This is a genomic window from Xanthomonas axonopodis, assembly GCF_001304695.1.
Taxonomy (GTDB): domain Bacteria; phylum Pseudomonadota; class Gammaproteobacteria; order Xanthomonadales; family Xanthomonadaceae; genus Xanthomonas; species Xanthomonas axonopodis.
The window spans coordinates 1-13006 of sequence record NZ_JFAQ01000128.1 but is presented as its reverse complement, the minus strand read 5'-3'; the positions used below and the strand labels follow the sequence as shown (position 1 = coordinate 13006).

Below are 13006 nucleotides of genomic sequence, written 5' to 3'. Positions count from 1 at the left end.
GGGGGACGCGCCGCATTGCGGCGCAGGTGGTGTCTCTCGCGGCCATGTTGTTGCCAATCGCGGCGATGGCAGCGGCGCGATTCAACCGTGCCGGCATGTGTGAGGGCCACGGGCGCCGCACCGGTGGCGGCAAACCAACCACAGACATGTCCGCAGTTGGTGGGCGCGGGCATGTGTGCCCGTCTGCGATGAGCAATGCCCGGCAAGGAGGCGGCAGCGCCTTCCACCAAGGCCTTGAGCAGCCCGGCAGGACGACACGCGCAGGCCGTGCAACCCGCACGGCAGCCCCGCCCGGCCCGGATGCCGCGCTTGCAACGCCAATGTGCGCGACTGCGTAAACTCCACCGCTGGCGCTGCGCCACGTCGGAGGACATCTTGGTCTCGAGCTGGATGCTGCTGCTGGTGTCCCTTGGCTACGCGGCGCTGCTGTTCGGGGTGGCGTGGTGGGGCGACCGCCGTCCGCTGTATCCGGAGCGGCCGTGGCTGCGGCCGGCGGTCTACAGCCTGGCGCTGGTGGTGTATTGCTCGTCGTGGACCTTCTACGGCGCGGTGGGCTCGGCGGTGCGCAACGGCATCGGGTACCTGCCGATCTACCTGGGCCCGCTGTTGTTGCTGCTGTTCGGCTGGCGCATCATCGAGCGTCTGGCACTGATCGCGCGCGCCGAAAATACCGTTTCCATCGCCGATTTCATCTCCTCGCGCTACGGCCGTTCGCGCCGGCTGGCCGCTTTGGTGGCGGTGATCGCGCTGATCGGCATCTTTCCGTATCTGGCGCTGCAATACAAAGCGGTGGCGATGAGCCTGGAAGTGTTGACCGGGCATAGCAGCGCCGGGCGCGGCATCTTCGCCGACCCGGCGTTGTATGTGGCATTGCTGATGGCCTTGTTCGCCACCTTGTTCGGCACCCGCCAGGTCGACGCCACCGAACACCACCGCGGCATGATGCTGGCGATCGCGCTGGAGTCGGTGATCAAGCTGGTCGCCATCGTGGCGGTGGGGCTGTTCGCGTGGCTGTGGTTGAGCGACCACCAACTGCATATCGCCGATTCGGCGCGCACGCTGTTCGAGCACACGCCGTCGGTGGGCTTCATTTCGCAGACACTGCTGAGTTTTCTGGCGGTGATCTGCCTGCCGCGCCAGTTCCATGTGGCGGTGGTCGAATGCAGCGACGTTGGCGATATCCGCCGTGCGCGTTGGTTCTTCGGTGCCTATCTGGTGATCATCTCGGCGATGGTGGTGCCGATCGCCTCGGCCGGCATCGCGTTGTTCGGCAAGGGCAGTGCGGTGGTCGACGACGCGGTGGTGCTGGCCCTGCCGCTCAGCCAGGGCAACACGGTGCTGGCGCTGGTGGCGTATGTGGGCGGGTTTTCCGCGGCCACCGGCATGGTGATCGTGGCCAGCATCGCACTGGCCACCATGGTCAGCAACGACTTGGTGATGCCGGTGCTGCTGCGTCGCCGCGGCAGCGCCGATGCGCGGGCGGCGGTGGCCTCGCGCGTGTTGTGGATCCGACGTTTCGCCATCCTGCTGCTGGCGCTCATTGCCTACGGGTATCACCGCAGCGTGGCCAACGACACCACGCTGGCTGCGTACGGGTTGATGGCGTTTGCTGCGGTGGCGCAATTTGCGCCCGGTGTGATCGGCGGGCTGTATTGGCGTGGTGCCAGCCGCAAGGGCGTGGAGACCGGCATGGCGCTCGGCTTCATGACCTGGATCTACACGCTGCTGCTGCCGGCGGCCACGCGCGCCGGCTGGCTGCAGACGGACTGGCTGGTGGACGGGCCGTTCGGCATCCCCTGGCTGCAGCCGCAGCAGCTGTTCGGCATGCGCGGCTGGGACCCGCTGGCGCATGGCACGTTCTGGTCGCTGCTGATCAACGTGGGCGCGATGATGCTGGTCTCTGCGCGCTGGCGTCCGGGCGTGGACGAGCGTCTGCGTGCAGCGCCGTTCCTGGACCCGTACGCGCATCGCCCGGCGGTGGCCGGCGAGTGGCCCGGGCACGTGCGGGTTGGCGACCTGCAGGCGCTGGCCGAACGCGTGGTGGGCGAGCGGCATGCGCGGCGCGCGTTCGTGGAGCAGGCGCAATTGCTGGAACGCGAACTGCAACCCACCGTGGTGGCCGACCGCGCCTGGGTACAGTTCACCGAACGCCTGCTGGCCGCCGCCATCGGCGCAGCCTCCGCACGCCTGGTGCTCACCAGCCTGTTGCGCGGTTCGGGCATGGAACTGGGCGAAGTAGTGGCGGTGCTGGACGAAGCCGGCCAGGAACTGCGCTTCAATCGCGAGATTCTGTCCACCACGCTGGAAAACATCAGCGCCGCGGTCAGCGTGGTCGACCCGGACATGCGCTTGACCGCCTGGAACCGGCGTTATCAACAGTTGTTCGGCTATCCCGATGGCATGTTGTACGTGGGCCGGCCGGTGACCGATCTGATCCGCTACAACGCCGAGCGCGGCGAGCTGGGCGAGGGCGATATCGAAGACCAGATCGATCGGCGTATCCGGCATATGCGCGCCGGCTCGCCCCATGTGTTCGAACGCACCCGCAGCGACGGCAAGGTGATCGAGATGCGCGGTCAGGCGCTGCCGGGCGGTGGCTACGTCACCAGCTACAACGACATCACCGACTACAAGCGCGCCGAACGCGCCTTGCTGGACGCCAACGAAAATCTGGAACAACGCGTGGCCGATCGCTCGCGCGAGGCCGAGCTGGCGCAACAATCCAAGACCCGCTTTCTGGCGGCCATCAGCCACGACGTGTTGCAGCCGCTCAACGCCGCGCGCCTGTTCGCCTCGGCCTTGCGCGAGAGCCTTCAGAACAACGAAGAACAACGGCATCTGACCGAACGCGTGGACGCCTCGCTGCGTGCGGCCGAAGAACTGCTAGATGGCCTGCTCGACGTCTCGCGCCTGGATGCCGGTGGGTTGCGTCCCACGGTCGAGGATTTCGACGCCAGCGCGTTGATGCACGAGCTGGCCGCGCAATACGCGCCGGTGGCGGCCAGCCGTGGTCTTCAGTTACAGGTGCATGCGCGCGCGATCTGGGTGCGCAGCGACCGCCGCCTGCTGCGCCGGGTGATGCAGAACTTCCTGGCCAATGCGTTGCGCTACACGCGCCAGGGCCGCATCGTGCTGGGCATGCGCGGGCGCGGGCAGCAGGTGGAGCTGCAGGTGTGGGACACCGGCCCGGGCATTCCCGAGCATCACATGCGGCAGATCTTCGAAGAATTCCGCCGCTATCAGCAGCCCTTCGATTGGGGCGAGCAGGGTCTGGGTCTGGGGCTGTCGATTTGCCAACGCATCTCGCGCCTGCTCGACCACGACCTGAGCGCGCGCAGCCAGGTCGGTCGCGGCAGCATGTTCTCGATCCTGTTGCCGCGTGTGGCGCCGGTGCCGGTGGCACCGCTCTTGCCGGTGACGGCCGCACGTGCATCGCCCAGTGGCGATTCGCTGGCCGGCCTGCGCGTGCTGTGCGTGGACAACGACCGCGAAATTCTCGACGGCATGCGCGCGCTGCTTGGTCGCTGGCAGGTGGAAGTGATCACCGCCAGCACCGTGGATCAGGCGCTGGAACGTGCGCGCGAACAGCCTGACCTGATGCTCGTGGATTACCACCTGCACGACCGCATGGATGGCCTGGACACGCTCGATGCCGTGCAAGCCGCCGCACCGGCGCCGATCGCCGGCGCCCTGCTCACGGCCGACGGCCGCGACGAACTCAAGCAGCTTGCGCGCGAACGCGGTTATCGCTTGCTGACCAAGCCGGTGAAGCCGGCGTCGTTACGCGCGTTCCTGAGCGCCTACCACGATGCCAAAACACGCTGACAGGTGCAGCGGTACCATCGCCGCGACATGCGGGGATGCACTCGGCAGCGATCAAGCATTCCATGATGCCGATCGCGTGCGGGTCGCAAGCCCATGCAGCGTAGGAGTGCACCCGGGCGCGATGGGGCGTTACCAGGAAAGCCCGTCGCGCCCAGGCGCGTTCCTACGCCAACCGCCGTATGTTACGCCGCACCGCCCAGGTGCTCGTAAAGAATCACGCTGCCGACGATCACCAGAATCAATCCACCCAGGATTTCGGCGCGCTTGCCGATCAGATTGCCCAGCGCGCGGCCCAGCATCACTCCAGCAGTGACCATGCTGAAGGTGCACAGGCCCACCACCACCGCGACCACGCCGATGTGCACATCCAGAAACGCCAGGCTGACGCCGACCGCCATCGCATCGATGCTGGTGGCAAAGCCGGTGGTGGCCAAGCCCAGCAAGCCATGCCGTTTCGGCGTTTTGGAGGCTGCATCTTCGGTATCTTCCGGCCCGTTGCGCAGGCCGGCCACGATCATGTGCGTGCCCAATGCGCCCAGCAGCACGAAGGCGATCCAGTGATCGTAGGCAGACACATAACTGGATGCGGCACGGCCCAGCAGCCAGCCGATCACCGGGGTGATGGCTTCGATACAGCCGAAGATCAGGCCGGCGCGTAGCGCATCGCGCCACTGCGGTTTGCGCATTGCCGCGCCCTTGCCGATCGCCGCGGCGAACGCATCGGTCGACATCGCAAAACCGATCAACACAATGGAAAAAGGAGACATCGACACTCTCGGGTTGGGCACGGTCACAACGGCATGCGCCCGCGCCAACCGTCGTCGTGCACGCATGCCGCTGGTCTCGCCAAACCGAAACTGGTTGCCTGCACCACGGCGCACTGGCCGAGTATGTTGATGCAGGCGCTTTCGATGCACGAAAGCAGGCTACTCCCCAAGGGGCGCGCAGTGTACCAACGCATTGCCGCGTTCGGTGCGATTGCACGACACGCGAAGGTCGGTCTGATCTTTATAGCCGTGGCTATGCGGGCGCATTCCGGTCGCCCTGCGGCGGTGTTCCATCACCACGCAGCAGGGCGCGAACCATGTCCATTTCCGCGTCGCGACGGTCTTGCAGATCCTGTGCCGTGATGTGCACGGGCACATCGGGCAGCACGCCGCGGTCTGGTTGGGCGCTGATCGGAAACTGCCCGACCAGCGGCATGTCCACTTCGATCTGCGAGCTGGGAAGATGCAGGAAGAAAAACGCACTGCCGTTGATGCCACGCAGGTTGCCGCCGGTGGGCTGGCCGACCAGCGTGGCCAGGCCGTTGCGCTGCACTTGTTGTGCAAACTCGAAGGTGGCCGAGCTGTTCTCGGCACTGGTCAACACGAAGACCTGGCCGGCGAAGTGCGGCGTGCGCAGTGGCAGGTACGCCTGCGCCGCCGCGCCGCGTGGGGAATCGAGCATGTAGAAACGCGCGTTGTAGGCGCGCGCACGCGTGCCCCAGTCGCGGAAGGAGCGATCCCAGGTAGTGACAGACGATGCCAACGCATCGGGCAGGCGCCGATAGCGCACCAAGTTGCGCACGGGCGGCACAGCGACCTCGCCTGCGGCCAGATACCCAAGCAGCACGCTGCCCACATCCAGCCCGCCCTCGTTGCCACGCAGGTCGATCACCAGCGCACGCACGCGGCGTTCGTCAAGGCGAGCGAAGCGGCGCGCCAAGAAGGCGTGCCAGTCCCAGCGGCTCTCATAGAGCGCCCAGTCCGGCATGCGCAGGATCGCCAGATCGGCCGAGTCCATCGTCAGCGTCCATGCCGGCGCTGCGCTGTCGTGTGCACGCTGGGGCGCCATCGCATTGCGCTGCGCTGCGTCGGATGCCGCTGACCCGTAGCGCGCGTGGCGCGCTCGCTCCCGGCGTGCGTACCTGCAGCACCCGGGTCAGCGGAAATCTGTGGGAACAGCAGCGGCAGATACACATCGAATGCCTCGATGCGTGCAAACCCCTGCACCTCCATCTGGGTAACGCGCTTGGCGTCGTTGCTGCCGTCCGCGCGTGCCACGGTCATCAGGGCCGCCAGAATCTGCGCGGTGGCAACGCCATCGATCGACAGCACTTCAGTGCCGGGGGACCAGGCCGGGCTGGTCCGAGCCATTGCGGCTGATGACCATGCGGCCTTGCATCCAGCGGAAATGAAACGGAAGCAGCTGCTCGCCGGGGAACAGGGCCTGCTGGATCGGCGCGGGTTGATTGACGAAATTGGGGAAGCTGTGGCCGCAGCGCACGCTGGCGGTCAGGCGCGAAATGGCCAGATAGGCCTGGCCGAGCGTGGCGCCGTGTTCCAGTTCGGCGCGCAGCGCGGCGAAGCGTTGCGCAACCTGCTGCTCGGTGGCGTCGCGATACAGGCCCGGATGCAGTGCTGCATAGGCCTGTTGCAGCACATCGATATCGGCCAGCAGCGCCGGGCCCGACAGCTGGCTGTCCCTGCTCAACGGCGGCGCTGGCGGGGCTGCCCATGCCGGGCACATGGGCAAGCACAGCACGCCCCACAACAGGGTGCACCACAACAGCAACGGGTGGGGGCGGATGCGAGGGGACATGGCAACTCCTTGGCGAGAGTCGAGACAATTCCCAACCGCACGGCGGCGTGCGCCTCAAATGCCCAATCGCCAAGCGATTTTCAGGATGTGGGACGTTGCGTGCGCCGGTAATCGCTGGGCGTGCAGCCAACCTGCGCACGAAACACTCGGTTAAAGCTGGCCTTGGAGCCGAAGCCGACCGCCAGCGCGATGGACAGAATGTCCGCATTGCCTGCGAACAAACGCTGTGCCTCGGCAATGCGCAGCGCGTTGACGAAGGCGCTGAAGGTCAGCCCCAGCCCCTCGTTGAGCGCACCCGAGAGGTAATTACTGTTGGTGCCGATGCGGCGCGCCAGCTCGGGCAGGGTGAGGTCCGGCTCGCCCCACCAGCCGTGCGCGCTGACCTGGGCCGCCACGCGTTGGCCCAGTGCCTGCCAGTCCTTCTCCGGCGTTGCAGGCTGCGCAGGCACAGGCACAGGCGGGGCGGGGCGGACGCAAGCGTTGGCGAGTCCAGCGCCTGCGGCGCATCCCGCGGCGGATAGTGTGCTCGGGCGTGTCGCCAGCCTTCTAGCCCCAGGTAGTAGACCAGGGCGGCGGTGGCCAGATACCGCGGAAACTCGTCGAAGTACGACAGGCGATGCCATAAGCGGTCGCTGGCGGTAAAGCCCAGCCGCAACGCCACCAGCAATGAGGCGGCCAGCAGAAAGCCGCGCAGCCACGGCAGCCGCAGTTCCTCGCGCGCGCTGCTGTGGTGTTCCAGCCAGCGTTGATAGGCCAGGTACTCGCGCCATGCCAGCAGCAGGTACACCGCCAGCGAGGCCAGCACCAGGGCATCTTGCAGCGGGGCGATCCAGGGCACCTGGACAGCAGCGTCCCAGGCCCATTTGCGTTGCAGCGGCCAGGTGAACAGCCACGTGTAGTAGCCGCCTTGCAGCAGCGCCGGCAGCAGATGCAGCGCCCAGCGCGGCGGCAACTGCTGGCGTGCCAGTTGGCGCACGTAGAGCCACACCAGCGGGCCGATCGCCAGCTCCCAGAACAGCGGGGCGTAGGTGAGGTCCGGGTAGGCGTCGTAGGCGCCGGCATAGCCGAGCGTGTAGGGCGTGATCAGCGCCACCACCACCACCAGCAGCAGCGCTGCCAGGCAACGGTTGGCGATGCGATTCACCGGCGCCAGCAGCAACAGGCCCGCACCGAGCACGCCATGCGCGCTGCCGAGCAGCAGGATGGTGCTCCACATCCCGAAGGTGATGCTGGACATGCGATCCCGCGTGGTCGATCGCCCCAAGTATAGGGGCCATCGGCGGCGCTGCTGTTCCGGCCAAGGTTCCGGCCGCGGTGACGCGGCCTTCGCTCTGCGTGCGGCTAGTGCAGCGCGCTGGAGATCTCGGCGGTTGCCGCGCACAGGGCCTGCAACGCCGCTTGCGGGCTCACCAGCGCAGGGCGCCGTTCGATGAAAGGCACTGTGAGCGTGTAGGTGGCACTGCCGCGTTGCAGGATCGGTGCAGTCAGATCGACCACCCCCACCACCGCCTCGCTGGGTTGCATGGCATAGCCATCGCGGCGCGTCTGCGCGGCGGCAGCCAGGAACTGCGCGCGCTCGAACGGCACCTCGCTGGCCTCGAGCATGTCCAGCCAGCGTGCCTGCACCTCCGGCTGCTGAAAGGCGAACAGCACCAGCCCGGAGCTGGAATGCGTCAACGGACGGCGATGCCCCGGGCGGACCACCAGGCCCAGGTCGCTGGGCACGTCCATTTGTGCGATCACCACGATCTGGTCGCCGGACGGCGCCACCAGGTGGCACGGCTGGTAGATCGCATCGGACAAGCGCCGCATCACCGGCAGTGCGGCCTCGCTGATGCTCTGCACATGCGGCTGCTGCATGCCGAGCATGAACAGGCGGTTGGTCAGCACGTAGTCGCCTTCGCCATCGCGGGTGAGGTAGCCGCGCTCTTCCAGCACCTGCAGCATGCGGAAGATTTCCCCGCGCGAGCGCCCGATACCCTGCGAGATCGCGCCCATGCTCATCGGCTGCGCCTGGCGGGCGAGCAATTCCAGGATGTCCAGCCCCTTGTCCAGGGCGGGTGCGCGGTACTTGGCGGGTTCGGTGCTCATCCGTTTGCGGGTCTAGGCAAGGTGCGGCGCGCCAGGGTACAGGCATCGCAGGCACGGCGGCGGTGGAGGGATCTTCGTGCAAATATAAACAAAGATTTTATATTTGCATGGCGCTGGCCTGCGCAGTACGCTCGCTCGATTGCAACGCAAGCGCCACAGCCTTGGGAGGGGAAAGGTCGCATGCATCACAGTGACATTGCCGCGTCGCCGCGCGGCAACCTGGCGCGCACCGCCATGGTTCCCCTGTTGTTGATCGTCAGCCTGTTCTTTTTGTGGGGCATGGCCAACAACCTCAACGACATCCTCGTCAGGCAATTCAAGAAGGCCTTCGAACTGACCGACCTGCAGGCCGGGTTGGTGCAGAGCGCGTTTTACATGGGCTATTTCGTATTTGCGATGCCGGCGGCGATGTTCATGCGCCGCTACAGCTACAAGGCCGCGGTGGTGCTGGGCCTGCTGCTGTATGCGTGCGGCGCGTTCCTGTTCTATCCGGCCGTGCAGGTGCACACCTACTGGCTGTTCCTGCTGGCGCTGTTCGTGATCGCCAGCGGCCTGGCGTTTCTGGAAACCACGGCCAACCCGCTGGTGACCGTGCTCGGCCCGGCCGATGGCGCGGCGCGGCGCTTGAACCTGGCGCAGGCGTTCAACCCGCTGGGCTCGATCACCGGCGTGCTGGTCGGCCAGCACTTCATCTTCTCCGGCGTGGAGCACACCCCGGCCGAACTGGCCGCGATGGCGCCGGCCGCGCGCGAGGCGTTTTTCGCCACCGAATCGGCGGCCGTGCAGATGCCCTACCTGATCATCGGTGCGGTGGTGGTGTTGTGGGCAATCCTGATCGCGCTGGTGCGTTTTCCCAGCGGCGCGTCGGATGCAGACACCGCCGCTGCGCCCAGGCGCGCACGTTTCGGCGAATTGCTGCGTAACCGGCTGTTCGTGTTTGCGGTGGTGGCGCAGTTCTTCTACGTGGGCGCGCAGGTCGGCATCTGGAGTTATCTGATTCGCTATCTGCAGGACGCAGTGCCCGGCACGCCGGAAAAAACCGCTGCGACCTATCTGACCATCTCGCTGGTGCTGTTCATGGCCGGCCGCTTTATCGGCACCTCGCTGTTGCGCTATCTGGCACCTGCCAAGCTGTTGGCAAGTTTTGCCGTGATCAATCTGATCTTGTGCGCGGTGGCCATCGCACTGCCCGGATGGACCGGCTTGTATGCGCTGGTGGCGGCGAGCGTGTTCATGTCGGTGATGTTCCCGACCATTTTTGCGCTGGGCCTGGATGGCATGCACGACGATGCACGCAAGCTGGGTTCGTCCATGCTGGTGATGTCCATCATCGGCGGGGCCTTGCTCACTGCGGTGATGGGCGCGGTGTCGGATATGGCCGGCATCCACTGGGCGATGGTCGTGCCGGGTGCGTGCTTTGCGGTGATTTTGTCGTTCGCGCTGCGCGCTCGTCGCGCGGCGCCCGTGGTTGCAGGAGCCTGAGCATGCTGCGTCTTTGTTATGTGCTGGATCTACACGATGATGCGGCGCTGATCGCCGAATACGAGCGCTGGCATCAGCCCGCCGAGGTATGGCCGGAAGTGGTGGCCTCCTTGCAGCAGGCGGGCATTCTGCAATTGGAGATCTTTCGCAGCGGCGACCGGCTGGTGATGCTGATGGAGGTGGGCGAGGACTACGACCCGGCCGCCAAAGCGGCGCGCGATGCAGCCGACCCGCGCATCCAGGCGTGGGAAGCGCTGATGTGGCGGTTTCAGAAGCCGCTGCCGGGCAGTGCGCCAGGCGAGAAGTGGCGGCAGGCCGGGCGGATCTTTGCGCTGAGCGAGGCGATCGACGCGCAGCGCTGAGCCTGGGTGGCCCTCATCCGCCCTGCGGGCACCTTCTCCCGCGGGCGTGATTGGTGCTGGAGGTGGTGCAGGTCGCAGCATTGCCCTCCCTTCTCCCGCAGGCGGGACGATCGCTTTTTCCTTCTCCCGCAAGCGGGAAGACCGCCTTTTTTCCTTCTCCCACAAGCGGGAGAAGGTGCCCGAAGGGCGGATGAGGGAACGTGGGCTCAGGTCTTCGCGCTGGCCGCCAGGTCCTCCACCCAGAACCGTCCGCCCGGATAGCTGAACTCCGCAATCGAGGCGGCATGCATTTCTGCGGAGAAACCAGCCGCTTCCGGGGCCAGGTAGCGGCCGTGCCGGATGCGCACCGGATCCAGGAAATGCTGGTGCAGGTGGTCGACGAACTCGATGGCGCGATCTTCCATCTTGCCGGTGATGGCCACGAAATCGGCCATTGCCAGATGCTGCACCAACTCGCACAGACCGACACCGCCGGCGTGCGGAAACACGCGCACGCCGAACTTGGCCGCTAGCAACAGGATGGCGAGGTTCTCGTTGACCCCGCCCACGCGCGCGGCGTCGATCTGGATCAGGTCCACCGCACCGGCCTGCAGCAACTGCTTGAACACCACCCGGTTCTGCGTGTGCTCGCCGGTGGAGACCGGCACCGGCGCGATGCCACGACGGATCGCGGCATGGCCGAGCACGTCGTCCGGGCTGGTGGGTTCTTCGATCCAGGCGATGTCGAATTCGGCCAGCTGGCGCATCCAGTCGATCGCCGGGCCCACGTCCCAGCGCTGATTGGCATCGACCGCCATGGCGATGTCCGGGCCGATCGCTTCGCGCGCCAGGCGGCAGCGACGAATGTCGTCGCGCACGTTGGCGCCAACCTTGAGCTTGATGGTGCGGAAGCCGTCGGCCACCGCTTCCTTGGCCAGCCGCACCAGCTTTTCGTCGGAGTAGCCGAGCCAGCCAGGCGAGGTGGTGTAGGCGGGGTAGCCTTGCTCGATCAGCGCGGCGATGCGATGCGCGCGCTGCGGCTGCGCATCGCGCAGGATCGCCAGCGCCTCGTCGCGGGTAAGCGCGTCGGTGAGGTAGCGGAAGTCGATGGTGTCGACCAACTGCTCGGGCGTGAGTTCGGCAATGAAGCGCCACAACGGCTTTTTCGCCGCGCGTGCGGCCAGATCCCATGCGGCGTTGATGACCGCGCCGATGGCCATGTGCATCACACCCTTTTCCGGGCCGAGCCAGCGCAGCTGCGAATCGTTGGTGAGCCGGCGCGCGAATGCGCCCAGATCGGCGATGACATCTTCCACCCGCAGGCCGACCACATGCTCGGCCAGTGCTGCCACCGCAGCGGTCTGCACATCGTTGCCGCGGCCGATGGTGAACACCAGGCCGTAACCGGCCAGGTCATCGGCCGCATCGGTGCGCAGCACGACATAGGCGGCGGAGTAATCCGGATCCGGATTCATCGCGTCCGACCCATCCAGCTCGCGCGAGGTGGGGAAGCGGACGTCGTGGGTTTCGAGGGCGATGATGGTGCGCATGAAAGTCCTGGCGATGGCAAGCGGGAGTGAAAACGGGCAGAAGACAGATGGGTGAAGAACTAAGGGTCAAGAAAACGACAGCAGTGAAGCGCGCTTGAACCCCTCTCCCACCGGGAGAGGGGCTTAGGTTGCGTCGAACCATCGACTGCCGCTTGCCTTTACCGTACCTCGCCCTCGTGGCGAGCTAGGTTTCTGGGAAGATGAGAGCCTCAACCCGCATCGCGCGGATGCGCCACCACCGGCTGACGCTGACGCCCCAGGCCTTCGATCTCCAGTTCCATCACATCGCCCGGCTTGAGGTAGACCGGCGGCTTCTGGCCCAGGCCCACGCCCGGCGGCGTGCCGGTGCTGATCACATCGCCGGGCATCAGCGTCATGTAGCGGCTGATGTGGCTGACCAGTTCGGCCACGCCGAACACCATCGTGCGCGTGCTGCCGTTCTGGTAGCGATGGCCGTTGACCTCCAGCCACATCGACAGGTTCTGCGGGTCGGCGATTTCGTCGCGGGTGACCAGCCACGGGCCGATCGGGCCGAAGGTGTCCGCGCTCTTGCCCTTGACCCACTGGCCGCCGTGTTCGAGCTGGAATTCACGCTCGGACAGGTCGTTGATCACTGCGTAGCCAGCCACATGGTTCAGCGCCTCCTCCACCGACACATCGCGCGCCACGTCGCCAATCACTACGCCCAGCTCCACTTCCCAGTCGCTCTTCACCGACCCGCGTGGGATGATCACCGTGTCGTTGGGGCCGCACACCGCCGTGGTGGCTTTCATGAAAAGAATCGGCATCTTGGGCACTTCCATGCCCGATTCGGCGGCGTGGTCGGCGTAGTTCAAGCCCACGCAGATGAATTTGCCGATGCGGCCCACTGCAGCGCCGTAACGTACATCGCCTTCGATCAACGGCAGCGTGGCCACATCCAGCGCGCGCAGCTTGTCCACGCCGGCATTGGTGAGATGCTCACCGGCTACATCGTCGATCACACCGCTGAGGTCGCGGATGCGGCCTTCGCTGTCGATCAGGCCAGGGCGTTCGTGGCCTTCGGCGCCAATGCGTACGAGTTTCATGCGGTCTTCCTTTGCAGAGGAGAAGGGGAGCGGCTAGCAAACCTAGCGCGCATGCATCGGGGGGGGG

The 13006-nt window shown here is 66.2% G+C and carries 7 protein-coding genes, 2 pseudogenes and 1 riboswitch; of the genes and pseudogenes, 3 read left to right on the top strand and 6 right to left on the bottom strand.

All coding sequences use genetic code 11. The annotated features are described in order from the left end of the window. The first annotated feature begins 375 nt into the window (after positions 1-375). Positions 376-3825 carry a hybrid sensor histidine kinase/response regulator gene (locus tag XAXN_RS12345; protein WP_054319757.1) on the top strand — a complete coding sequence of 1150 codons (3450 nt, stop codon included), beginning with the start codon at positions 376-378 and terminating at the stop codon, positions 3823-3825. A gap of 182 nt (positions 3826-4007) precedes the next feature. Here XAXN_RS12345 and XAXN_RS12340 read toward each other — a convergent pair whose 3' ends face one another. From XAXN_RS12340 to XAXN_RS12325, 4 genes and pseudogenes are all read right to left on the bottom strand, one after another. Then, a complete protein-coding gene (locus XAXN_RS12340) occupies positions 4008-4592 on the bottom strand; it encodes a manganese efflux pump MntP (protein ID WP_054319756.1) in 585 nt (194 codons plus the stop codon). A 12-nt stretch (positions 4593-4604) separates the two neighbouring features. Then, positions 4605-4766: riboswitch (yybP-ykoY riboswitch) on the bottom strand. Between the two features lie 79 nt (positions 4767-4845). Continuing rightward, positions 4846-6336, bottom strand: a pseudogene (locus XAXN_RS12335) (S41 family peptidase). 152 nt (positions 6337-6488) lie between these two features. Then, positions 6489-7624, bottom strand: a pseudogene (locus XAXN_RS12330) (helix-turn-helix domain-containing protein). Between the two features lie 125 nt (positions 7625-7749). Next, on the bottom strand, positions 7750-8499 hold the full coding sequence (locus tag XAXN_RS12325; RefSeq protein ID WP_054319755.1) for an IclR family transcriptional regulator: 750 nt from the start codon (positions 8497-8499) through the stop codon (positions 7750-7752). Between the two features lie 180 nt (positions 8500-8679). Here XAXN_RS12325 and fucP point away from each other — a divergent pair, with 180 nt between their 5' ends. Both fucP and XAXN_RS12315 read left to right on the top strand, forming a co-directional pair. Beyond that, positions 8680-9981, top strand: coding sequence for an L-fucose:H+ symporter permease (gene fucP / locus XAXN_RS12320; protein ID WP_054319754.1), 1302 nt, complete (start codon positions 8680-8682; stop codon positions 9979-9981). A 2-nt stretch (positions 9982-9983) separates the two neighbouring features. Beyond that, a complete protein-coding gene (locus tag XAXN_RS12315) occupies positions 9984-10343 on the top strand; it encodes an L-fucose mutarotase (protein ID WP_054319753.1) in 360 nt (119 codons plus the stop codon). 206 nt (positions 10344-10549) lie between these two features. Here XAXN_RS12315 and XAXN_RS12310 read toward each other — a convergent pair whose 3' ends face one another. Beyond that, the gene (locus XAXN_RS12310; RefSeq protein WP_054319752.1) at positions 10550-11872 is read right to left on the bottom strand and encodes an L-fuconate dehydratase; all 1323 of its coding nucleotides are present in this window, start codon (positions 11870-11872) and stop codon (positions 10550-10552) included. Between the two features lie 209 nt (positions 11873-12081). Next, entirely contained in the window at positions 12082-12939 is an 858-nt protein-coding gene (locus XAXN_RS12305) for a fumarylacetoacetate hydrolase family protein (protein ID WP_054319751.1), read from the bottom strand. Between the last annotated feature and the right edge of the window lie 67 nt (positions 12940-13006).

Excerpts from the sequence above, each read along its gene's own strand:
- XAXN_RS12340 (WP_054319756.1), bottom strand. The coding sequence starts at position 4,592 with ATGTCTCCTTTTTCCATTGTGTTGATCGGTTTTGCGATGTCGACCGAT.
- XAXN_RS12325 (WP_054319755.1), bottom strand. The coding sequence starts at position 8,499 with ATGAGCACCGAACCCGCCAAGTACCGCGCACCCGCCCTGGACAAGGGG.
- fucP (WP_054319754.1), top strand. The coding sequence starts at position 8,680 with ATGCATCACAGTGACATTGCCGCGTCGCCGCGCGGCAACCTGGCGCGC.
- XAXN_RS12315 (WP_054319753.1), top strand. The coding sequence starts at position 9,984 with ATGCTGCGTCTTTGTTATGTGCTGGATCTACACGATGATGCGGCGCTG.
- XAXN_RS12310 (WP_054319752.1), bottom strand. The coding sequence starts at position 11,872 with ATGCGCACCATCATCGCCCTCGAAACCCACGACGTCCGCTTCCCCACC.
- XAXN_RS12305 (WP_054319751.1), bottom strand. The coding sequence starts at position 12,939 with ATGAAACTCGTACGCATTGGCGCCGAAGGCCACGAACGCCCTGGCCTG.